The organism is Moorella sp. E308F (assembly GCF_006538365.1).
Lineage (GTDB): Bacteria > Bacillota > DSM-521 > Neomoorellales > Neomoorellaceae > Neomoorella.
In genome coordinates, this window is record NZ_BJKN01000002.1 from 310,193 (window position 1) to 332,337 (window position 22,145).

Consider the following 22,145-nt stretch of genomic DNA (forward strand, 5'->3'; position numbering starts at 1 on the left):
TCTTTCCACCCCCTTGCTAATTATTGAGTAAAAGACGGGCCTTGGAACTATGAAGCAATTCCTATCGCTAGTTTATATACCTTACCTTGCCTCTACCCAGGCAATTCCCGGTATTATGTTAATGAAATAGAGAATAGACACTGCCCTCAGGTATGATAATAAGCTTAAAGGGGGGATTTCAGGTGTTCCGAGCCCGTTTTACCATGGGGTCGCGCCCTCAGCGGCGCGGCTGGCCCTGGTGGCTCACCTTACTGGCTTACCCCATGGGCTTGCTGGATGGTTACTTGTTAAGTATATGGTTGCGACGACGCCAGCAACAAGAACCAGTCGGCTAGCCGGGGGCTAAGCCCCCTCCTTTTCTTACCGATTTTTTCAACCTACTTCCAGTTTCTTGCTACTTTTATATACCTGGGCGGGACGGTCGACAATAGCGGCAGAGCCTGCCTGCATGAGGTTTTTTTACCCCCGCAGCTTTTGAAGCTCTCTACGGCAGCTCTGGGTTTGCCCCGCCTATATTACCGAAGTAAAATAAAATTTTGCAATATACCGATAAAACCACAACCGATGCCACCTGTGCTATTATATAAGTAAGCTCAAGGAGGTGTCTTCGTTAGTGCGCCCTTTTCTTAAGTGGCCGGGCGGCAAGTACCGGATCGTCAACGCGATCAGGGCCAGGTTGCCTAAAGGCAAACGCCTGGTGGAGCCCTTCGCCGGGTCCGGCGCGGTCTTCCTTAACACCGACTACCCGGCCTACTGGCTGAGTGACAGCAATGCTGACCTCATCAACCTCTACCGCACGCTCCAGTCCCAGGGAGAAGAATTTATCCGGTACTGCCGCTCCTTCTTCGTTCCGAAGAATAACACGCCGGAAAGGTACTACGAACTGCGGGAAACCTTCAATAACACGAAAGACGTCGTGCTGAAGTCGGCCCTGCTGGTCTACCTTAACCGTCACGGCTACAACGGGCTGGTCCGCTACAACGCGCAAGGTAGCTATAACGTGCCCTTCGGCCAGTATAGAAGGCCCTACTTCCCGGAAGCCGAGATGAGGTACTTCTACCAGAAGTCGCGGGATGCTGAGTTTACTGTGGCTGATTTCACCGAGGTTATGGCCGCGGCCCGACCCGGGGACGTCTTCTACTGCGACCCTCCCTACGTGCCGCTTTCCGAGACCGCCAACTTCACTACCTACAGCGCCGGTGGCTTTTCCATGGACCAGCAGGCGGAGCTGGCCCGGCTTGCTATAGAGCTTTCGCAGGCGGGCATACCGGTCCTCATCTCCAACCATGAGACTGAGTTTACCAACAAAGCCTATCAATCGGCCAGTATAACCAGGATCCAGGTCCAGCGGTCCATCAGCTGTGATGGGAACAACCGTGGCAAGGTCGGCGAAGTGCTGGCCCTTTTCGAGGGGGCAAGGCTATGACTTAGATTGGATATGCCAATGACTCGCGCCTTTTGCTTGTCCCGCCATGGAAAATTAGAACTGACCTCGACAATTTTGCCCACGAAAATAGCCCCCTTCTAGCGTTACCGCTCTCTTTTAGGGGGCTAATCCGGCTGAAGCCTCGAATTTAAGGAATGGTAGCCCTACGGGGATTCGAACCCCGGTTACCGCCGTGAGAGGGCGGCGTCCTAGGCCACTAGACGATAGGGCCTCAACCCGGTATTTATTATAGCACAGATTCCCATGAGCCGTCAAGACATAGTTTTTGCACCAGGGCAATTTCAGACCCGTATTCTTTATAGTTGCTTACCGGTGTTTCTAAAAGCATGGTTAACTTACGAAGAAAAGGATCATTGACAATAGCAGCTATCCCCTGCTCCCCCAGTTCTCCCCTGCCGATACCGGCATGGCGATCCCGGTGACTGCCCAGGGGTACCAGGGAATCGTTTAAATGCATGACCCTGATTCGCTCCAGGCCGATCTCTGCTTCTAACTCTTTTACCAGTTGCCGGCAGCCTGATGGGGTTCGCAGGTCCCACCCGGCGGCGAATAGATGGGCCGAGTCCAGGCAAACACCCACCCTATCCGGCCAGTTCAGGCCCGCCAGGATGTAACGCAAATCCTCGAGGGAACCTAATTCTTTTCCCTGACCGGCCATAGTTTCCAGTAAAAGCATTGGGACCGGACCGGGGATACTTAAATAGGACTCTTTGATCACCTGGATAATCCTCTCCAAAGCGGCCTCGCGGTCGCCTTCGTAATGGCCGGGGTGAGTGATCAGGTATTCGCCCCCGATAGCAGCCACCCTCAAGGTGTCATCATGAAGTACCATACGGGCAAATTCCTGCTGCCTGCCTGGCACAGCTCCCAGGTTGACGGTATAGGGCAGGTGGCCGGCAATGGGATAGAGGCCGGCCCTTTGTCTGGCCTCCTGCCAGGTGGCTATTTCTGAAGGTGGGATTTCCCTGGCCGCGCCGCCGCGGGGGTTGCGGGTGAAATACTGGAAGGTATTGGCCTTTATCTCTGCGGCCATAGTTACGGTTTTCGGCAATCCCTTCGCTATGGAAAGGTGGGCTCCCAGGCGTAGCATTTTCATGCCTTCCTCCGGGTCTAATGATTATCACATTTTTCGAAACTGGACATTGTTATTATCCTCAATCACCGCTAGGAGCATGCCGGCCAGGATGAACAGGCAACCGGCCCCCTGGCGCCAGGTAAGGGTCTCCTGGCCCCAGCGATAGGCTGCCAGGGCGGCAAAAACGGGTTCCATGGTGAAGATAATGGCTGTATGGGCGGCGGTGGTAAACTGCTGGACTTTGTTTTGAATGAGGTAGGCCAGGGAGGTGGCCGGCAGGGCTGTAAGCAGGAACGCCTGCCAGACGGCGGGAGTAAACCTGGCCGGTAACCTTTCACCGGGGAGGGCCAGCAAAAAAGCAACTACGGCAACGGTGCCCAGCTGCACGCCGGTAAAGAGCAAGGAGTTATGGCGGCTGGCATAACGGTCTACCAGTAAAATCTGGCCGGCAAAACAAAGGGCGCCCAGGAGGACCAGAAAATCACCGGGATTAAAGGCTAAACCCGCATTTAAAGTCAGGAGAGCCAGGCCAATGGTTGCGGTAAAGGCACCGGTTATGGTGAAGGCACCTGGTAAGTTACGGTAGAAAATAGCGCTTAACAGGGGTACGAGGACTACCGATAAACCGGTGATAAAACCGGCGCCGGCTGCTGATGTAAACTTTAGGCCCAGGGTTTGAAAGATATAACCCCCACTTAAAAAAAGGCCCACCAGGCTGCCGTTAACCAAGGTAAACCGGTCAATGGCAAACCAGTGCCGCCAGGCTACAAGGGCTAAAAAAATAAAGGCCAGCAGGAAGCGCAGGGCGACAAAATATAAAGGCCCGATACCGGTTAAAGCCCGCTGCACGGCTACAAAAGTAGTTCCCCAGATAAAGGTTACCAGTAAAAGGGCGGTATCAGCCAGGAGCTGTTTTGGCAATGCAACTCACCGATTTTATTATCCATTTCCAGCGATAACCTGTCAAGAATTAACCTACCGCGGCAGGATTTTTATTAATTAAAGCGAATAAATATTAGATTGTTGCCCGGTGGCAAGTGATAATTTGTATAAGGAGGAAAAAGTTCATGAAGGCGTGGCAAAAGATATTTAGCTTACTGGTGCTGGTGTTTTTAGTCGCTGGCCTGGCCGGCTGCGGCAGCGGCGCTTCCCAGGAAAAAGGTCCTGATACACAAACCAAGCCAGCCGCTTCCGGTACCAGCACCTCCAGCAGGCCCAAATATTCTGTAGCTCTGGAAGCTACCTTTGCGCCCTTTGAATTCCGGGATATGAAGACGGGTGATTTTACCGGTTTCGATGTCGACCTGATCAAGGCCATCGGCCAGGTAGCCGGCTTTGATGTGGAAATTAAAGAAATGGGCTTTGATGGTATAATTACGGCCCTGCAGACCAACAACGTCGACCTGGCCATCTCCGGGATCAGCATTGATGATGAACGCAAAAAAGCAGTAGATTTTTCCCTTCCCTACTACCAGTCGGGACTGGTGGTGGCGGTAAAGGCGGATAACAATACCATCAAGGGCTTTGATGATTTAAAGGGCAAAAAGATTGCCGTCCAGATCGGTACCACCGGTGCCAAAGAAGCGAAAAAGATCCCCGGGGCCAAAGTCACTGAACTGGATAAAGTACCGGATGTCTTCCTGGAACTGAAAAATGGCGGTGTCGACGCTGTGGTAAATGACCTGCCTGTTACCGCCTATTATATCCAGCAGGGCAATAAAGATATCAAGATTGTTGGCGATGTAAGGTCGGCTGAGTACTACGGTATTGCCGTTCCCAAAGGTAAACCGGAAGTCTTGCAGAAGATCAATGACGGCTTAAAGGCCCTTAAGGCCAGTGGCCAGTATGCTGAGATTTATAAGAAGTGGTTCGGCCAAGAGCCGCCTGCTTTCCTGCCCGGCGAACCGCCGCAGCAGATACAATAAGTTCCTGGGAATCAAACAGTATGCGTAACACCGTCCGGTGTTACGCATACTGCTGTTCCGGGTCTAGTGAGGTGAAATTTTTTTGGGCTTAGTTATCCAATCCCTGCCCTATTTATTGCTGGGGGCCGTGCAAACTTTAAAGATAACCCTGGTTGCCGTTTCATTAGGGTGCGTTTTCGGGCTTATTGCCGGGTTGGGTCGCCTCTCCCGCCGGCGGCTGACCAGTTTTCTGGCTACGTGTTATGTTGATTTTTTCCGGGGTACGCCTTTACTGGTCCAGATCTTTATTGTGTATTATGGCTTTCCCCAGTTACTGAATGAAGGGCAACAGTTTTTAATGACCCACTTTGGCTTGCCCCAGCTCTTACAAACCACCCACATCCCTGTCTTTGTGGCTGCTACGGTATCTACCAGCCTGAATAGCGGCGCCTATGTGGCCGAGATTTTCCGGGCCGGTATTCAATCCATTGAAAGAGGCCAGGTGGAGGCGGCCCGTTCCCTGGGCATGACGGAAAGGCAGACCATGCGGTATATCGTCCTGCCCCAGGCCTTCAAGAGAGTTATTCCACCTTTAGGTAATGAATTTATCGCTATGCTCAAGGATACCTCTCTTCTCTCCGTTATCGGTTACGTGGAATTGACCCGCCATGGGCAGCTGATTAGCGCCGCTACCTTCAGACCTCTTGAGGTCTACTTTGCGGTGGCCCTTATTTATTTAGTTATGACCTTTACCATCTCCCGCCTGGTGGATTATCTGGAAAGGAGGCTGAGGACCGGTGACCATGATCGAGGTTAGAGACCTCCACAAGAGTTTCGGCTCCCTGGAAGTTTTGCGTGGGATTAACTGTACAATTGCCCCCAGAGAGGTTGTAGTCGTCATCGGTCCCAGCGGCTCCGGGAAAAGCACCTTTCTCCGCTGTCTCAACTTACTGGAAATACCCACCCGGGGGGAGATCATTATTGACGGCATCTCTCTGACGGATCCCCGGACCGATATTAATGCCGTGCGGCAGGAAGTAGGTATGGTCTTCCAGCGCTTTAATCTTTTTCCCCATAAGACGGTGCTGGAGAATATAACCCTGGCACCTATTAAGGTGCGCCGCCTGCCAGCTGCCCAGGCTGAAAAACTGGCCCGGGAACTGTTGGCCAGGGTGGGTTTAAGCGATAAAGCCGATTCTTACCCCGAACAGCTCTCGGGAGGCCAGCAGCAGCGGGTAGCCATTGCCCGCGCCCTGGCCATGCAGCCCAAGGTAATGCTCTTTGATGAACCCACCTCGGCCCTGGACCCGGAAATGGTCGGCGAGGTACTGGCAGTAATGAAAGATCTGGCCCGGGAGGGCATGACCATGGTGGTTGTAACCCATGAAATGGGTTTTGCCCGAGAAGTAGGCGACCGGGTGTTCTTTATGGATGGGGGTTTGATTGTTGAAGAAGGAACACCGGACCAGATCTTTAATAATTGCCAGAACCCGCGCACCAGGGCGTTCCTGAGTAAAATTCTTTGATATTTTAACTTTGAACATGCAAAAAAAGCCACCGCCGGAAATACCGTGGTGGCTTTAAAGTTTATCTATGGCTAGAGGAGGTGTGAGAGGAACGCTAACGGGGCTGCTTGTGCTGGAAAAATTTGCTCAGGTCCATTTGCTCTAGATTGTTTAAAATTTTATCGGCCTTATCGCGTGTCAGCTTGCCGCTGGCTACAGCCTGATCTAATTGGGTTTTAGCTTCATTAATTAACTTTTCTTTAAGCTGGGCCAGGGTCAGGCCCTTTTCCGTTGCTATTTGCTCCAGGGTTTTGCCAGCCTGGATTTCCTGGCGCAACTCCTGCGGCGTAATTCCCAGGGCGGTGGCGATTTCGTCGCCAAATTTGTATCCCCAACCGTGGGCGGGCCGCTTAAAACCGCCAAACCCGGGCCAGTACCCCTCTTCCAGGGCTTTTTGCAGCTTCTGGGCTTTGTCGCTGTCGATTAAACCGGACGCCTGGGCGGCTTCCACAGCCTGCTGCCCGGCGTTTTTCATGGCTTCCTGAAGCCGGCTTACATCTATCCCCAGGTTAGCAGCCAGCTTTTCCAGGTAGAGCTGTTTCAGGCTGGCCCCGGGCTGGGAAGAAGGATTGGCCTGGGCCATGGCCACACCGGCAGCAACCAGGCTTATGACCAGCACCAGGATTAAAACCAGGCTGAAGCGCTTTTTGATTTTAGTCAAGATTTCACCTCCTTCCTGGAGTTTATTTTATCCACTTCTGTTAAGAAAAAGATGAAATTAACCTGAGAAAATGATAAGAAATTATATGGCCTTTAACAACGGGAGGATAACCATGAAAGTGGTGCCCTCCCCTACCCTGCTTTCTACCTTGATCTCCCCCTGGTGTTGCTCGACAATCCAGCGGGCTATGGCCAGCCCCAGGCCGGTACCGCCGCTGCTCCGGGTGGCGTCGGCGCGGTAAAAACGTTCAAAAATGTGCTCCAGATCCTCAGGAGCAATGCCGGGACCGGTATCTTTCACCTGGATTATCAGTTTTTCATGTTCAACTGCTGCCGCCAGCTCGATCCTGCCTCCGGCAGGAGTATATTTAAAAGCGTTGTCCAGCAAGATAAAGAGCAGCTGCTTTAAATAATCCCGGTTGCCCAGAACCTGCTGTCCGGTGAGGCTTTCAAGGCCCCTGGCTGTAAAAGTTGCCTCGCCCAGCAGGGGAGCCTGGCGGACTATTTCCTGTAAAAGCCCGGCTATTTCCAGGGGCTCGCGTTTGATTTCCAGCCCGGCGTCCGCCCGGGCCAGGGTGAGGAGATCATTGACCAGGCGGCTCATGCGTTCAGCTTCGCTGGCAATATCGGCCAGGGCTTCTTCCTGGGTGGCCATGTCGGCACCCTTCATTTTGCGCAATAAATCGATGTTGCCGCGAATGGTAGTCAGGGGAGTACGCAGTTCATGGGAAGCATCGGCGACAAAGCGGCGCTGGGCGCTGTAGGCTTCCTCCAGCCGGGTGTAGGCTCTTTGCAGGCGCCCCAGCATGGCATTAAAGGTAGCCGCCAGCCGGCCGATCTCGTCCATGGGGCCATGGTAGGGGACGCGCTGGGCCAGGTCCCTTCCCTCCCCTATTTGGGCCGCTACCTGGGTCAGGCGCTCAATGGGCCTGAGGGCTGCCCGGGCCAGGATATATCCCAGGATGGTGGCAATCAAAACAGCAACCAGGCCCAGGAAGATAAGTACCCGCCGCAGGTCACTCAAGGTTTTTTTTACGGGACTGAGGAGACGGGCTACCTGCAGTATGCCCACCGGCTGGCCCTTGAGCAAAAGAGGAACATTATAAATCCTTAAGGGGTAATTATCAATAGACTCCGTGGTAAAGAAATCAATTCCCTGGTGGGCCTGGATTAAGGTTTGGGGTCCTACGGGCAGGGTCTGGCGACCTAGATTGCTGGATCTGGTAACGACAAAGCCCTCCCTATCGACTACTTGCAAAAAGATATCGGGTGCAGCAAAGACATTAACATCGGGCAGGGTGATGCGCTGCTGGCGCAGGAAATTGCTTTCAACTTTTATAGAACTGATAACCTCCTTGGCGCGGAAGGCCAGGGAACGATCAATGGCGCTGGTCAGATAGCGGCCCATGAGAATATAGACCAGGCTTCCCAGAACGAGAAAGGTGAGGGTCAGGATAACAGTGACTAAAAGGGTTAGACGCCAGCGCAGGGTCATGGCTGTTGCTCCTTAAGGACGTAGCCCACCCCGCGGACCGTCTGGATGAGGCGCGGTTCGCCCCCGGCTTCCAACTTGGAACGTAAATAACCAATGTAAACTTCCAGGACGTTGGATTCGCCGCTGAAATCATAACCCCAGATGCGAGTCATGAGTTCGTCGCGGGTAAGGACCCGGAGGGGATTTTGCAGGAAATAAGCCAGGAGTTCATATTCCTTGGCCGTGAGGGTGAAGGTGCGTCCTCCCCTTTTTCCCTCCCGGGTGGCAGTATTTAAGGATAAATCGCTGTACTGGAGGATTTCTGCCTCTTTGCCCCGCGACCGTCGCCGCAGGAGGGCGCGGATGCGAGCGAGCAGTTCTTCCAGGGCGAAGGGTTTAACCAGGTAGTCGTCGGCTCCGGTATCCAGGCCCAGGACCCGGTCGGCGGTATCATCCCGAGCCGTCAGCATGAGGATGGGAATATCACTGTGGGCCCGCAACTGCCGGCATACGGCTAGACCGTCAATGCCGGGCAGCATGATATCAAGGATAATGAGATCGGGCTGGCTGGCCGCCAGGGCCAGGGCCTGATGCCCGTTGCTGGCGACTTCTACCTCATAACCTTCGTAGGTCAGAGCCCTTTTTAGCATGGAGGTTATTTTGGCGTCGTCATCGACAACCAGGATGCGGGTCCGCAAAAGTATCACCCCTCAAGTTGTTTCAAATATAACGCGGGGTTAAAATACTGTCAAGGGTAGCGGCCCGTGTTTTATGCCGACCGGGAGGGCGCCCTGCCCTTCGTCGAAGGGGCCAGCAACTTATGCTCGCGCTAAGTTGTCTATAGAGTTAGATTGCTGTAACTTACAGGTTGGCCTGAAACCCCAAAAATGAATCCGGGTACGCTTGACTTTAACATAGTTTTGTGCTAATATACATGTTGCGCGGAAAAAACGATGCGGGATGGTGTAGCGGTAGCACCCATGACTCTGGATCATGTTGCCCAGGTTCGAATCCTGGTCCCGCAGCCAGAATTTAATCCCCTTTCCAGATGGAAAGGGGATTTTACTTATTTGGGGGCCAGTATGCTAATACTGGCCCCCTGCCCTTTTTCTAACCCAGGTTTTCCCGGATCCACCTGGAAGCCCGGGACAGGCGCTCGAGGACGGTTTCCCTACCCAGGAGTTCCAGAATTTCAAAGAGGCCGGGGCCCATAGTGCGGCCGGTGACTGCCAAACGGGTGGGATGGAAAAGCTGCCCCGTACTTATTTCCTTCCTTTCTGCCAGGGTGCGGTAGGCCTCTTCTGCTGCCGCGGCGGTAAATTGGGGTAAAGCTGCTAGCTCTTCCCTGGCTTCATCCAGCAATGCGGCTACCCCTGGTTTGCTGAAGTACTTGCGGACACCCTTTTCCTCATAGGAGGTTACATCGGTAAAGAAGTAACTGGCGGCATCGGCTACTTCGGCCAAGGTCTTAACCCGGTCGCGGACGGCAGCGATGACAGCCCGGACATGGTCATAGTCCTCCTCCGGTAACGGGTCAGGAAGGAGCCCTTTAGCCTGTAAAAAGGGGATGGCCAGGCGGGTAATCCGGTCGAGATCACCCTCTCGCAAGTAGTGACCATTAATCCAGGTTAACTTTTTGGTATCATATATTGCCGCATTTTTAGAAACCCGCTCTAGAGAAAAACTGGCAACCATCTTTTCCAGGGGAATAATTTCTTCTTCGCCTTCAGGAGACCACCCCAGCAGGGCTAGATAGTTAATAATAGCTTCCGGCAGGTAACCCTCATCACGGTATTCTTCTACCGAAGTAGCACCGTGGCGTTTACTTAACTTGCTGCGGTCGGGGGCGAGGATCATGGGTACATGGGCAAAGGCCGGCATCTCATAACCCAATGCTTCATAAACAAGTATCTGTTTGGGAGTATTGGAGAGGTGCTCCTCTGCCCGGATGATATGGCTGATTTGCATTAAGTGATCATCAACCACGGTGGCAAAATTATAGGTTGGCATGCCATTGGATTTAACAATGATGAAATCATCGATAGTATCATTCTCAAAGGTAACTTCACCGCGAACAATATCCCTGACCGTCGTTGTCCCTTGGTCGGGGATCGCCAGGCGAATAACCGGCTGCCTACCCTCCTTCTCCAGGCGGGTACGATCTTCCGGCGTAAGATAACGGCAGCGGCGGTCGTACATGGGGGGGCGACCTTCGGCCTGGGCAATCTTACGCCGGGCGGCGAGTTCTTCCACGGTACAGTAGCAGAGGTAGGCTTTACCTTCATTTAACAGGCGTGCTGCTTCCCGGCGGTAAAACTCCAGCCGCTGGGACTGAAGATATGGTCCATAAGGGCCTCCCTTTTCAGGGCCTTCGTCCCAGTCCAGGCCCAGCCAGCGCATGGCAGCCAGGATTTCCCGGTAGGAAATATCCGTTGAACGTTCCATATCGGTATCGTCAATACGCAAGATAAAGGCACCGCCATGGTGCCGGGCAAAAAGCCAGTTAAACAATGCTGTACGGGCCCCGCCGATATGTAAGCTGCCGGTGGGGCTGGGGGCAAAACGGACACGAACCTTCGACAAACGACAACACTCCTATCATAATATCTTTACTAAATTTAACGTAATAATAATTGATACTGGGCCTCCAGGCGGCGGGCCATGGCTGCTGCTGCAAAGGCTACGGCATTTTGACGGGCCTGTTCGCCCATCTGCCGCCGGAGGCTTAAATCCTTAACTAATTGCAACACACAGGCGCTAAAGGTATTTATATCTAACGAAGTTAAAAAACCATCTTTTTCATTGACAACCATTTCCTCGACACCGTAGGCCTTAACGGCTACTACCGGCAGGCCGGCAGCCTTGGCTTCCGCGATTACCAGTCCCTGGGTTTCGGTGACTGAAGCAAAAATAAACAAGTCGGCCCCCGCATAGACGGCCGGCATTTGTTCAAAGGGAAAAGACCCAGCAAAGGTGACGGCCTGGTTGATTCCTAAAGAACGGGCCTGGCTTTGCAGAGTTTCCTTTAAGGGGCCGCTGCCCACCAGAACTAGGCGGGTATCCGGTACCTGCTGGTGTACAAAAGCAAAGGCCTGCAGGATAAAGGTGATGTTTTTTTCCTTACCCAGGCGCCCGACATGGAGGAGAATGATTTCCTCCGGTGGCAGCTGTAGGTATTTGCGCAACCAGGTGGAATCGAGGTTTTGAAAGCGGTCCAGTTCAATACCAGTGGGGATACTAACCACCGGTACTTTGACGCCGTTTTCCCGTAAGTAAGCGGTAATAACCTCTGTCGGTGTAATTACCAGCTGGCAACGGTTACAAAAAGATACGGTATAATGGCGGACTGCTTTGCGCATCAGCCTGGGTGCCAGGGGAAAATAGTGCACATATTCTTCATAAAGGGTGTGATAAGTGGCCACCAGCGGTAACCCCAGCTGCCTGGCCATCCGTGCCCCCAGTTGCCCCATTAAAAAAGGGGAATGTACATGGATAAGGTCAATCCTTAACTCCCGCAAGACCCGGGGTAAAGCCGGCGCCACCGGGATGGCCAGGGCAAATTCTTTAAAGGTTGGTGCCCTTAGTGAATGGAAACGGTAGATATCTTTTTCGGGCCTGGAGTTACCATAGCTGGGAGCAAAAATGGATACCCGGTGCCCCAGGCGCCGTAGTTCATTACTGAAGGTGACAATGGATCTGACTACCCCGCTGGTATATGGCAAATAACTATCTGTAAAAATACCTATATGCAACTTTAAGCCGCCTTTCTTCAGGTGGCATTATCCTTATTATATCACTACGGTCGCAGGGTAGCTACTACCCGCTGGGGTTTTAAGAGGAAATCAAGGGCGTCCAGGATATCGGTGAAAACCATGTCCGCCTGTTGCATGGCCTGGAAGGCGGCTCCTTCGGGTCCTAAAACCAGCAAACCCAAGGCGGCCCGGCCGAGCATCTGAGCATCATTGACGCCATTGCCAATGGCAGCTGTATGTTCTGCTCCTAATTCCGTAATTATCCGTTCCTTATCCGGCCCGCCGGCCTGGCTGTCGACTTTTGTTAATACCACCGGCAAGTTCCGGCAGGCGGCGGCAGCTGTGCCGAAGGTATCAGCCGTCAGGATATAAACCTTAAGCCTTTCCGCCAGGGCCTGCAGGCGCCCTGCCACCCCCGGCAGGAGCTGGCCGTCGCAGGCAATGGTACCGTTAAAGTCCAGGACAACCTGGTGAATTTCTATCCTGCGCCCGGGTACTTCATAAATTAGCATGTGCTTTCCCCTGCCAAAAATATTTATAATGTTCTTCCTGCTTGCCGGCAGGATTTATAAAAGGGTAAACGAAATAAAATTAATTAGACATTAACAAAGGAGGTTAGCCGGGATGTTTGTCCGCGACCATATGACTCCCAATCCCATTACAGTTACCAGGGAGACTTCCGTCCTGGATGCCCTCGAGCTAATGAAGAAGCATAAAATCCGGCGCTTACCTGTGGTCCAGGATGGACGGCTGGTAGGGTTGGTTACTGAACGGGATATCTTGAGGGTTTCTCCTTCCCCGGCTTCAACTCTCAGCGCCTTTGAAGTCAATTACCTGGTAGCCAAGATGACGGTTAAAGATGCCATGATTAAACGCCCCATTACCGTTCCTCCGGATATGACCATTGAAGAGGCGGCTCTTTTGATGCGGGAGCATAAAATCGACAACCTCCTGGTCATGGAAAAGGAAAAGCTCGTCGGTATTATTACCCAGACCGACCTCTTTGAGGCCTTGATTAAACTCTTCGGCCTGCGGCGCCCGGGTGTGAGGGTTACCCTGGAAGTAGAAGACCGCATTGGCGTCCTGGCTAACATTGCCCGGCGGGTAGCAGACGCCGGCATCAATATTATTAACGTTGCCAACCGCCATAAAGACGATGTCCATACCTATGTCGTCCTGCGGCTGGCAACGGATGATGTCAGCGCTCTCTTACCCGCTCTGGAAGCCGAAGGCTACCGGGCAATTCACGTGAGTTCTTACAACGGCTAAAATTTAACCGCATTTACTGAAGCCACAACTGCAGGTGACACAGCCTTCCTGGAAATGGAGGTTAGAACCGCACTCCGGGCAGATGCCTTTCTGGATGAGTTCGGCTTCTTCAGCCGGGCTTAAAGGCTGGAAACTGGGCTGCTGGTTTTCAATGGTAGCGCTAATCTCGGCCAGGGCGCGGGCGCTGAAATCAGATGGTAGTTGGTAAGAACCGTGGTCGTGCCAATTTTTTAGCTCCTGGGCTAGGACGCGGCCGATGATGTCCGGGCAGGATTTACCGACTATACTTTTATCGGTGGCCCGGCGCCGTAAGAAATTGGGGCAGCTTACCGAGGTGAGTTGGTCAATAATGGCCTCCGGGGCAATATTGGCCCGCAGGGCCAGGGAAATCAGCCGGCTGACACCTTCGGTAAAACCGCTGCAGCCGCCGGAAGAGCCGGTGGTGATAAAGGTTTCGATTAAACCCTCCTGGTCATAATTGACGGTGATATACATTTTACCGCAGCCCGTCTTAACCTGCTCGGTAACACCGCAGGTACGTTTCGGCCGCGGCCGGGGATGGGTTTTCTGGCTGGAGGGAATTTTGGTAGCAATATTTTTGGTGCCGCTGACAAGCACTTCCTGTTCCCGGCTGCCGGAACGGTAAACTGTCACCCCTTTACAACCTAGCTGGTAGGCCAGCTCGTAAACCCGGCGCACATCTTCCCTCGTGGCGCTGGGCGGGAAATTAACTGTTTTGGAGACGGCATTATCGGTACTGGCCTGGAAGGCGGCCTGCATGCGGATGTGCCACTCCGGGGCGATTTCCAGGGCTGTGGTAAAGACCCGGCGCATATCCGGCGGGATCTGCTTGATATCATGGATACTTGTCCCAGCGGCAATTTGCTGGAAAATTAACCTGGCCTCGTTCGGGGCAAAGTTTTCTTCTATATAAGCCCGGAAAACAGGGTTAACTTCAATAAGACTTTCGCCATCAAGAACGTTTTTAGTATAGGCCAGGGCGAAAACCGGTTCTATCCCTGAACTGGTACCGGCAATCATGCTGATGGTACCGGTAGGGGCAATGGTGGTGCAGGTGGCATTACGGAGCTTCTGCCCCCGGTAAATGCTCCTGTCGATATTGGGAAAGCTGCCCCGCTCTTCCGCAAGTTTCCGGGAAGCCTGGCGGGCTTCTTTTTGAATAAAGGCCATGACTCTGCGGCCCAGCTCCACTGCTTCTTCTGTATCATAAGGAATCCGGAGCAAGAAAAGCATATCGGCCCAGCCCATGACTCCCAGGCCGATTTTCCGGTTACCCATGACCATGGCCTTTATCTTTTCGAGGGGGAATTCATTGATCTCAATAACGTTGTCCAGGAAGCGTACCGACCAGTAAACTGTTTCCGCAAGCCTCTTCCAGTCTACGCCGCCCTCCCGGACCATATTGGCCAGGTTCAGGGAGCCAAGGTTACAGGCTTCATAAGGTAAGAGAGGCTGTTCCCCGCAGTTATGGGCGTAGATGCCGTTGGCGTCGAAGGCGTTGATGCCGGGAACCTGGACGTCATATACGTCTTCGATCCCGTCATCTTCGATGGCAAGGACCGTGGCTGTAAAGCGCTCACGATTCATTCCTCGCCGGTAAGACGCAAGTAGTGAATTTAATTTCCTAGCCTTGTCGACATCGCCAAAGCCGATCCGCTCGGCGAAAAAGGCCAGGTTATCCCCGCTGATGACTAGCTCATGCTGGGCCTTGATCTCATACTCCCGGGTACCTCCTTTACCATCGGGCAAGGGCCGGCTACCGGCCGGACGCCGTTCTGCATAAATGGTACTGACAATGCCCAGGCGAAGGAGCATGCGCTGTACCGTGCGCAGGAGATCAAGGTTGCTCTGGGCCAGGCGGATGCTAACGCCCTTTTGCTGGCTCCCCTGGACCGAGGCATCGCAGTCAAACAGACCCCGTAGGAAGCCCCGGTAGCCGTCTGACGAAGCACGTTCGATTGCCGGGGTAACGGTCTTGACACCGGGCCCCATACCCATCCGCCCGGCTAGCATTTTCAGACTGGATGACTTGAGGCGGAATTCGTCGCGCCCTTTAACGGCCATCCAGCCGGTAAAGTCGGAACGGTGGGGTAATGCTCTGGCGTAGCTTAAAGCCAGCTTCATGACTGAGGCTGTACCGTCTTCTGCCTGCAGGTCGCCAACTGCCTTCTCCCTGGCCCAGACGGAAAGAATAGCGCTGTCCTTCTTGAGGACGCCGTCACCGACCAGGAGACCAAGGAGGTAACCTTCACCTTCCGTCAGTTCGCCAGGCCACCCTGCCAGGGGGCGGTGGTTATGCAGGAGAATCTGGTCGCCGGGCTTCAGCTCTTTGACCGGGACCCATTCGGAAGCAATACGGTAGCGCGTCCGTTCAACCACGCGCAGCACCCGGTGGTCAGCGGTGAGCCGGACACTGTATCCTTCCCGGGTGTGCAGGCTGACGACCGGCTTTGTCGCCGTCTTGAAGAAGCCTTCTTTATCTGTGGCGTAGGGCCGGCCGTTGACTACTGCTGTAAAGGGGCGGCCCACCAGTTCCCATACCTGGCGCGGGCCTTCACTTGTAGTCACCCAGGTATCGCCAGTCACGCAAGGGTTGGTGGCTTCTATCTCTCCCAGTTCAGGAGTGGGATTATCTTCATTCAAACGGTCCAGGAAAATGATGCCCGGTTCGCCGTTGGCCCAGGCATGGTTTACGATTTCCTCGAATACCTGCTGCGCTTTCAGCTTCTGGTATACTTTACCGTCAAATTTTAGCTCATAGTAATCGTCCCGGGCCAGGGCTTCCATGAATTCCTTTGTCAGGCCCACGGAGATGTTGAAGTTGGTCAGTTCATTGTTATTTTCCTTGCAGCTGATAAATTCCAGGATATCGGGGTGATCCACCCGTAAAATTCCCATATTGGCCCCCCGCCTGGTCCCTCCCTGCTTGATGGCCTCGGTGGCGGCATTGAAAACCTTCATAAAGGATACGGGTCCGGAGGCCACCCCGCCGGTAGAGCGTACGGGGCTGTTTTTCGGCCGCAGGCGGGAAAAGGAAAAGCCCGTCCCCCCGCCGCTTTTATGAATCAGGGCCGCGTCTTTAACCGCGGTAAAGATGGCCTCCATACTGTCGTCCACCGGCAGGACAAAGCAGGCCGACAGCTGGCCCAGCTCCCGGCCGGCGTTCATCAGGGTGGGGCTGTTGGGTAAAAAGTCCCAGCTGGTCATAAGCTGGTAAAAACGCTCGGTATATTCCTCCACTTTTTCCTCTGTTAATGAGGGGTTAAAAATTTTTTCCGCCCCGGCTACGGCCCTGGCCACCCGGCGGAACATCTCCTCCGGTGTTTCTACGGGGACACCATTTTCTTTCTTTAGGTAACGTTTTTCGAGAATTATGCGGGCATTGTTCGTTAATTTCATTTTGTCACCATCCATATATTGACATAAAAGAAAGTTATCTACATAGTTATCCACTTTATCCACTGGTTCCAGTTTAAGTTACAGGCAGGTAAATGCTGAAACAACTTCCCTCCCCTACTTTGCTTGTAACTTCTATTTTACCACCATGGCTGGCAACGATACGGTTGCTTAGGGTCAGTCCCAGACCGGTGCCGTTTTCCTTGGTGGTATAAAAGGGTTCAAAGATCAATTTCAGTTGTTCCGGGGGAATTCCCGGGCCATTATCTTGAATGGTAGTGACGACCTGGCCGGCAGGCGCATCCAGGTAAGAAGCTACAATTACCTCGCCTCCTGGACCGGCCGCCTGGATGGCATTGGAAGTGAGATTGAGAATGACCTGTTTCATCTGGCCAGGATCCAGGCATAAAAGGGGCAGCTCTGGTGCCAGGTGCTGGACCAGTTTTACCTCATGCATTATAGCTTCCTGCTCGGCCAGGAGCAGGGCTTCGGCCACCAGCTGGCCAAAAGGAGTTATCTGCAACTGGGGCTGGGAAGGCTTGGAAAGAGATAGGAACTCCTTAATAATATTATTGATGCGATCGAGTTCGTCAAACATGATGGCAAAATATTCTTGCTCGAGGGCTTGGGGGTCAAATTTAGTTTGTAAGAGTTGTAAAAAACCGCGAATGGAAGTTAGAGGATTGCGGATTTCATGGGCCATACCGGCAGCCAGTTCACCGACAATGGCCAGTTTTTCTGTTAAATATTCCCGGTCCTCTTCAGGAAAAGAATAAGCCACTACCCTCTCACCTCCGGCCATAACTAATACATTTCCACAAGATGGCCCTTTTTCCTCCTGGCAGCAGATTATCAGCGGTAATTTTGTTGCATCTCCTGGAGAATCTGTCCCAGTTTCTTCATGTTTTCGCCATAACCGGCCCAGTCGCCCAGTTTCAGTTTTTCCTGAGCCTCACTGTAAAGGCGGTTGGCTTCCTGGATGGAAGTTGCTAAATTGCTAGTTGTAAGCGACCCGGAAGGAGGTGCCGTTGTTGCCGGTGGCGGGGTAACAGCTGTCCGGTCACCGAAAATGGCCTTCAGGGCACCGGCCAGGGTGTCGGCCATGACTATTTTCTCCCCGTAAGCAACTACCACCTGGCGGAGTTCCGGCAACTTGCTCTCCTGGGCCTGGAGGAAAATTGGTTCCACATAGAGCAATGCTTCTTTAATGGGTAGAACCAGGAGATTACCGCGGATAACCCGGGAACCGTGCTGGTCCCAGAGGGTAAGTTGCTGGGAGATGGCGGGTTCCTGGTCAATACGAGCTTCAATTTGCATGGGACCATAAATGGAACGATTTTTAGGGAACGTATAAAGTAGGAGCTGGCCGTAGTGGGGGCCGTCATTGCGGGCCGCCAGCCAGGCCACCATATTAACCCTGCGCGCCGGGGTGAAGGGCAGCATCAATATATATTCCTCTTCCTGTTCGCCGGGCAGGCGCAGCAAGGTATAATAGGGTTCCATAGCTCGGCGCTGGTCGCCCACCATTTCCTCGGCGATGCTCCAGGCATCTTCCTTGTTATAGAAAAGCATGGTGTTTTCCATGTGGTAGCTGGCCAGCATCCTGGCCTGGATGGCCAGCAGTTCTGCAGGATAACGCAGGTGTTGGCGCAGTTCGGACGGCATGGCCTCCAGAGGTTTGAAGAGGCCGGGGAAAATTTTGGCCAGGGTCTGGCTTAAAGGCTCATGGGGATCAATAAGGTAATAGTCGACCGTACCGTTATAAGCATCAACTACCACCTTTACCGCATTGCGGATGTAATTAAAACCCTCGTCGACTGGTTCGGAATAGGGGTACATATTGGTTAAAGTATAGGCGTCAAGCAGCCAGTACAGCCGCCCGCCGGCGACCACCAGGTAAGGATCGGCGTCATACCGCAAGTAAGGCATAATCTTGCGGACCCGTTCCTGGATATTGCGGTAGTAGAGGATTTTGCTTTCGGGCGTCAATTCCCTGCTCATCAATAACCGGTAGTCATTAAAGCGGAAGGCAAAGATGAGACGCCGCCAGTAGTTATTGAGGGCCACTCCCCCCTTCCCCGCATACCGGGTTTCGACGAAGTTATCACCCTCACTGGAGGGATAATCGAACTCAGCCGCCCTGCCGCCAGTAATAACGTAATCACCGGTTAACTCACCGTAATAGATGCGGGGTTCGTTCAGCTGGATTCCGGCACTGCTGCGGAAGGGTAAATCGCCGGCAATAAATTCGGGCTGGCCTCCCGGCGTAACGGTGCTGGCCAGATTCATAGCCAGGCCGTATCCGTGAGTATAACGCATTCTTTCGTTGATCCAGGTCCTGGCACGGTCGGGTAGTTTATTCTGGTCCAGCTCACGGGCTGAAAGCATGACCTGGCGCAGGCTGTTTCCCAAGGTATAACGGTCGACGTCGATGTCCTTAAAGCTATAGTAGGAGCGGATTTCCTGGAGCTGGCTGTAGGTTTGCTGCAGGGGCCGGTAATCCCACAGGCGGATATTATCCAGGGTAATCTTCTCCTGTTCCAGGTCGGCCGGGGTAAGATTATTACGGGCCGGGAATTCCCGGACGGCTATTTTATCTAAACCAAAGGCGCGGCGGGTAAGGTCGATATTAAAACGCAGGTAGGGTTCTTCCCGGGCAAACTCATTGGGCTCTACCTGGAATTTCTGTACTGCCAGGGGTAGAATAACTACCAGCAAGGCATAAGCAGCAATGAAAGCCAAGACACTTATGCCTACCAGCTTGAGATTGCGGCGGAAGGCATTGAGGAAGATAATCAAGGCACAGGCTACGGCTACGCCGGCCAGGATGTTATACCCCGGTAGCAGGGCGTGGATATCTGTATAACTGGCGCCAAAGGCTACACCCCGGGGTGAACGGACCAGATCAAAGGCCCGCAGGCGGAAACCCCAGGCCTGGACCAGGAAGAAGAGGGCCACCAGAGTGGAAAAATGAACCTGGGGACGGGCAAAGCGACCCTTTCTAAAGCCCAGGAGTTCCCCGGGATTAAAAAGCAGGTAGAAAAAGCCGGTAACCAGGGCGGCTCCTACCAGGGCCGTGACTATAAGGATATAGAGAAAATTGTAAAACGGTAATTTGAAGACGTAAAAGCCAATATCTCTGGCGAATAAGGGATCAGTAAACCCAAAGTTAGTTGCCTGCAGGTATTGCCGGACAACCAGCCATTTACCAGCTGCCAGGGGACTGAAAAGCAAGGCGCCGGCAAGGCTGATCATGAGGAAAAGGATGGTCAACCGCCGCCGGGTAACGAAACGGTCAACCAGGTACTCTTTTAAGCTCCAGCTTTCCCGGCTGGGGGAAGGAGATAAATTTAGTCCTCTGTAGGTAAATAGCAAGTTGAAGTAAAAGAAAAGGAAGAAAAAGGATAGGACTCCCAGCCGCAGGCTCCAGTCGGATAAAAGCCTGGTGATGAGGACCTGGCGGTAGCCGACTTCGCCAAACCAGTACCAGTCAGCCAGGAAACGGGAACCCAGGAAGGCAATACCCAGCCCGCCAAAGATGAAGATTAATAGGATTACCCGTATGCGGTTCAGGATGCTCATAATTAAAAACCTCCTGCAGAGGGGTTACAGTAATACTTCGCCAGTCGGGGTGGCCTTTCCTTCCGGTTAAAAGAAAAAGCCCCGTGGTACCGGGGCTGCCTCCTTACACTTCTCAAGCTTCCAGGGCCAGTTCGACTATTTTTTGCACCAGGGTCGGGAAGTCCAGCCCGGCAGCCCGGGCAGCGTCGGGAACCAGGCTGGTGGCCGTCATCCCCGGCACGCTGTTGACTTCGATGACCTGGGGAGACTGCCCTCCGGCCACAATCATATCCACCCGGGCAAAGCCGCGGCAGCCCAGGAGGATATAAGCCTGGCGGGCCAGGGAGGCGGCTGCGGCCAGGACGGCCTCCGGCAGCCGGGGTGGGATAATATGATCACTTAAACCCGGAGTATATTTAGCCGTATAATCATAAAAGCCGGTATGGGAAACAATTTCAATAAGAGGCAGGACCAGGGGATCGCTATTGCCCAGGACGGCGGCCGTTATTTCCGGGCCGGGAAGAAAAGCCTCGGCCATAAAGCACGGATCATACTTTAAGGCGCCTTCAATGGCGGTAGCTAGCTCTCCTTCCTCCCTGACGATAAAGGTGCCGATTGTAGAACCCTGGGTCGGGGCTTTAATGACCACCGGTAAACCCAGGTCCTTTAAAATGCGTTTCTTTACCTCTTCGCAGCCGGATGCATACTGGGCGGCAGTCCAGTTTAAAAAATCCGGTGTGGGCAGGCCGGCCTGGCGTAAGATGCGTTTGGTCATGATTTTATCCATAGTAATAGCGCTGGCCAGGACGCGACTGCCCGTATAGGGGATGCCCAGAATCTCCAGCAAACCCTGAACGGAACCGTCTTCTCCCGGCTTGCCGTGCAGGGCGTTGAACACAACATCGGGAGCAAAAGCCTTTAGTTTAGCAACTACTTCCTCATCCAGGTCGATTTTTTTAACCTCGTGCCCCAGTCCTTCCAGGGCTGCGGCAACAGCGGCCCCGCTCTTTAAGGAAATTTCCCTTTCGGAAGAAGGGCCTCCCATTAAGACGGCGATTTTCATATTTTTACAGGTGCCTCCTTAAAATCCTTTAGCCTTTTAACCATCCTGGCGGAAATACCCATAGAGCCCATTTCTACTGGCGTATAAATACCGTGGAAATCGGTGCCACCGGTAATGAGAAGCCGCCGTTCCAGGGCCAGCCGGTAGAAATAACGGATAGCGGCTCTTCCTTTATCCCCTAGATAATAATAAAATACCTCCAGGCCGTCAATGTCCTCTTCCAGGATGAGATTTAACAGCCCGTCGTCTCTGATCAGGCCTGGATGGGCCAGCACGGCAATCCCTTTGGCGGCGTGAATCAAGGCGATTGCTCGAGGCAAGGGGTTACCTTCATAGGGGATGTAGGCCAGGCCCCCGGGGGATAAATAACGCCGCAAAAATTCGATTGTCTGGGCAGGTTCCCGGATATAACCAGCCTGCCGTAAAAGTTGCAGGATGTGGTTTTTTCCCAAGACCCCGCCAGGGGGTATTAGCTTTAAGGCCTGTTCCCAGCTAATATTAAAACCAAGGGCTTGCAGGCGCTGGATAATTTTGCGGGCAAGGAAATTTCGTTCCCGGCAGATTGTTTGTAAAGCGGAGATTAGTACGGGAGAATAGGGATCAAAGTTATAACCAAGGAGATGGATTTCGTGACCTTTAAAACTTGTAACCATTTCAATCCCAGGCAGGAGATCCAGTTCGAGTTCCCGGGCATAATTGCGAGTCTGGTAATAACCGGCAAGGCTTTCATGATCGGTAAAGCTAAGGGTCTTGAGACCGATTTTTTTTGCCTGTTCCAGGACTGCAGCCGGCGTTAGGCTTCCGTCCGAAGCCAGGGTGTGAATGTGGAGATCAGCGTATACCAAGGGCAACACCTCGAAAAGTTGACATTATATCTATATTCGGCTTATAAAAAAAGAAACCTGCCTGGTGGTAAAAATGTTATCCTTGACTGGCGGGCGGAAAGGGGGTATAATAA

19 protein-coding genes and 2 tRNA genes are annotated in these 22,145 nt (G+C 53.2%); 7 read left to right on the plus strand and 14 right to left on the minus strand.

Features of this window, described 5'->3' with window-relative positions:
- Positions 1-182 precede the first annotated feature (182 nt).
- Together E308F_RS15805 and E308F_RS07930 are read left to right on the plus strand one after the other, a co-directional pair.
- Positions 183-335: a hypothetical protein gene (locus tag E308F_RS15805; RefSeq protein ID WP_172613879.1), complete on the plus strand. Its 153-nt coding sequence runs from the start codon at positions 183-185 to the stop codon at positions 333-335.
- 278 nt (positions 336-613) lie between these two features.
- Positions 614-1,426 (plus strand): Dam family site-specific DNA-(adenine-N6)-methyltransferase, encoded by an 813-nt coding sequence (locus E308F_RS07930; protein ID WP_141264409.1) that lies wholly within the window; start codon positions 614-616, stop codon positions 1,424-1,426.
- Positions 1,427-1,582: 156 nt separating this feature from the next.
- Here E308F_RS07930 and E308F_RS07935 read toward each other — a convergent pair.
- The 3 genes from E308F_RS07935 to E308F_RS07945 all read right to left on the minus strand — a co-directional run bounded on the left by E308F_RS07935 (position 1,583) and on the right by E308F_RS07945 (position 3,443).
- Positions 1,583-1,658: transfer RNA gene (locus E308F_RS07935), tRNA-Glu, on the minus strand.
- 15 nt (positions 1,659-1,673) lie between these two features.
- Positions 1,674-2,537 carry a deoxyribonuclease IV gene (locus E308F_RS07940; protein WP_141264410.1) on the minus strand — a complete coding sequence of 288 codons (864 nt, stop codon included), beginning with the start codon at positions 2,535-2,537 and terminating at the stop codon, positions 1,674-1,676.
- Positions 2,538-2,567: 30 nt separating this feature from the next.
- Positions 2,568-3,443: a DMT family transporter gene (locus tag E308F_RS07945; protein ID WP_141264411.1), complete on the minus strand. Its 876-nt coding sequence runs from the start codon at positions 3,441-3,443 to the stop codon at positions 2,568-2,570.
- Positions 3,444-3,589: 146 nt separating this feature from the next.
- On the opposite strand from E308F_RS07945, the gene E308F_RS07950 reads away from it, so the two are divergent.
- The 3 genes from E308F_RS07950 (at position 3,590) to E308F_RS07960 (ending at position 5,952) form a co-directional block, all read left to right on the plus strand.
- On the plus strand, positions 3,590-4,447 hold the full coding sequence (locus tag E308F_RS07950; protein WP_141264412.1) for a basic amino acid ABC transporter substrate-binding protein: 858 nt from the start codon (positions 3,590-3,592) through the stop codon (positions 4,445-4,447).
- Between the two features lie 82 nt (positions 4,448-4,529).
- Positions 4,530-5,243, plus strand: a complete 714-nt coding sequence (locus E308F_RS07955) for an amino acid ABC transporter permease (RefSeq protein WP_141264413.1) — start codon at positions 4,530-4,532, stop codon at positions 5,241-5,243.
- Positions 5,230-5,952, plus strand: a complete 723-nt coding sequence (locus E308F_RS07960; protein ID WP_172613736.1) for an amino acid ABC transporter ATP-binding protein — start codon at positions 5,230-5,232, stop codon at positions 5,950-5,952. The genes E308F_RS07955 and E308F_RS07960 overlap by 14 nt, the downstream gene beginning before the upstream one ends.
- Before the next feature lie 94 nt (positions 5,953-6,046).
- On the opposite strand, the gene E308F_RS07965 is transcribed toward E308F_RS07960, so the two are convergent.
- The 3 genes from E308F_RS07965 to E308F_RS07975 all read right to left on the minus strand — a co-directional run bounded on the left by E308F_RS07965 (position 6,047) and on the right by E308F_RS07975 (position 8,823).
- Positions 6,047-6,652, minus strand: a complete 606-nt coding sequence (locus E308F_RS07965) for a hypothetical protein (protein WP_141264415.1) — start codon at positions 6,650-6,652, stop codon at positions 6,047-6,049.
- An 81-nt stretch (positions 6,653-6,733) separates the two neighbouring features.
- A complete protein-coding gene (locus tag E308F_RS07970) occupies positions 6,734-8,146 on the minus strand; it encodes a sensor histidine kinase (protein ID WP_141264416.1) in 1,413 nt (470 codons plus the stop codon).
- Positions 8,143-8,823: a response regulator transcription factor gene (locus E308F_RS07975; protein WP_141264417.1), complete on the minus strand. Its 681-nt coding sequence runs from the start codon at positions 8,821-8,823 to the stop codon at positions 8,143-8,145. Before E308F_RS07975 ends, E308F_RS07970 begins: the two co-directional genes overlap by 4 nt.
- 256 nt (positions 8,824-9,079) lie before the next feature.
- On the opposite strand from E308F_RS07975, the gene E308F_RS07980 reads away from it, so the two are divergent.
- Positions 9,080-9,153 (plus strand) — tRNA-Gln (locus E308F_RS07980).
- 82 nt (positions 9,154-9,235) lie between these two features.
- Here the strand turns inward: E308F_RS07980 and gltX are convergent.
- Genes gltX through E308F_RS07995 form a run of 3 tightly spaced genes read right to left on the minus strand, consistent with a single transcriptional unit; the run spans position 9,236 to position 12,389 of the window.
- Positions 9,236-10,708, minus strand: a complete 1,473-nt coding sequence (gene gltX / locus E308F_RS07985; RefSeq protein WP_141264418.1) for a glutamate--tRNA ligase — start codon at positions 10,706-10,708, stop codon at positions 9,236-9,238.
- A gap of 35 nt (positions 10,709-10,743) precedes the next feature.
- Positions 10,744-11,877 (minus strand): glycosyltransferase family 4 protein, encoded by a 1,134-nt coding sequence (locus E308F_RS07990; RefSeq protein ID WP_141264419.1) that lies wholly within the window; start codon positions 11,875-11,877, stop codon positions 10,744-10,746.
- Between the two features lie 44 nt (positions 11,878-11,921).
- Positions 11,922-12,389, minus strand: coding sequence for an HAD family hydrolase (locus E308F_RS07995; RefSeq protein ID WP_141264420.1), 468 nt, complete (start codon positions 12,387-12,389; stop codon positions 11,922-11,924).
- Between the two features lie 112 nt (positions 12,390-12,501).
- Between E308F_RS07995 and E308F_RS08000 the strand changes: the two genes are divergently transcribed.
- Positions 12,502-13,146 (plus strand): CBS and ACT domain-containing protein, encoded by a 645-nt coding sequence (locus tag E308F_RS08000; protein WP_141264421.1) that lies wholly within the window; start codon positions 12,502-12,504, stop codon positions 13,144-13,146.
- Positions 13,147-13,149: 3 nt separating this feature from the next.
- Here the strand turns inward: E308F_RS08000 and E308F_RS08005 are convergent, their stop codons facing one another.
- The 5 genes from E308F_RS08005 to E308F_RS08025 all read right to left on the minus strand — a co-directional run bounded on the left by E308F_RS08005 (position 13,150) and on the right by E308F_RS08025 (position 22,032).
- Positions 13,150-16,566 carry an LAGLIDADG family homing endonuclease gene (locus E308F_RS08005; RefSeq protein ID WP_141264422.1) on the minus strand — a complete coding sequence of 1,139 codons (3,417 nt, stop codon included), beginning with the start codon at positions 16,564-16,566 and terminating at the stop codon, positions 13,150-13,152.
- A 73-nt stretch (positions 16,567-16,639) separates the two neighbouring features.
- Positions 16,640-17,344 (minus strand): two-component system sensor histidine kinase NtrB, encoded by a 705-nt coding sequence (locus E308F_RS08010; protein ID WP_141264423.1) that lies wholly within the window; start codon positions 17,342-17,344, stop codon positions 16,640-16,642.
- A gap of 71 nt (positions 17,345-17,415) precedes the next feature.
- Positions 17,416-20,145 carry a UPF0182 family membrane protein gene (locus tag E308F_RS08015; protein ID WP_141264424.1) on the minus strand — a complete coding sequence of 910 codons (2,730 nt, stop codon included), beginning with the start codon at positions 20,143-20,145 and terminating at the stop codon, positions 17,416-17,418.
- Positions 20,146-20,257: 112 nt separating this feature from the next.
- Complete coding sequence (locus tag E308F_RS08020) at positions 20,258-21,187, minus strand: D-alanine--D-alanine ligase (RefSeq protein WP_141264425.1); 930 nt, start codon at positions 21,185-21,187, stop codon at positions 20,258-20,260.
- Positions 21,184-22,032 (minus strand): PHP domain-containing protein, encoded by an 849-nt coding sequence (locus E308F_RS08025; RefSeq protein ID WP_141264426.1) that lies wholly within the window; start codon positions 22,030-22,032, stop codon positions 21,184-21,186. The genes E308F_RS08020 and E308F_RS08025 overlap by 4 nt, the downstream gene beginning before the upstream one ends.
- Positions 22,033-22,145 lie beyond the last annotated feature (113 nt).

Excerpts from the sequence above, each read along its gene's own strand:
- E308F_RS08020 (WP_141264425.1), bottom strand. The coding sequence starts at position 21,187 with ATGAAAATCGCCGTCTTAATGGGAGGCCCTTCTTCCGAAAGGGAAATT.
- E308F_RS08015 (WP_141264424.1), bottom strand. The coding sequence starts at position 20,145 with ATGAGCATCCTGAACCGCATACGGGTAATCCTATTAATCTTCATCTTT.
- E308F_RS07995 (WP_141264420.1), bottom strand. The coding sequence starts at position 12,389 with ATGCTAATTTATGAAGTACCCGGGCGCAGGATAGAAATTCACCAGGTT.
- E308F_RS07960 (WP_172613736.1), top strand. The coding sequence starts at position 5,230 with ATGATCGAGGTTAGAGACCTCCACAAGAGTTTCGGCTCCCTGGAAGTT.
- E308F_RS07970 (WP_141264416.1), bottom strand. The coding sequence starts at position 8,146 with ATGACCCTGCGCTGGCGTCTAACCCTTTTAGTCACTGTTATCCTGACC.
- E308F_RS07950 (WP_141264412.1), top strand. The coding sequence starts at position 3,590 with ATGAAGGCGTGGCAAAAGATATTTAGCTTACTGGTGCTGGTGTTTTTA.
- E308F_RS08000 (WP_141264421.1), top strand. The coding sequence starts at position 12,502 with ATGTTTGTCCGCGACCATATGACTCCCAATCCCATTACAGTTACCAGG.
- E308F_RS07940 (WP_141264410.1), bottom strand. The coding sequence starts at position 2,537 with ATGCTACGCCTGGGAGCCCACCTTTCCATAGCGAAGGGATTGCCGAAA.
- E308F_RS08005 (WP_141264422.1), bottom strand. The coding sequence starts at position 16,566 with ATGAAATTAACGAACAATGCCCGCATAATTCTCGAAAAACGTTACCTA.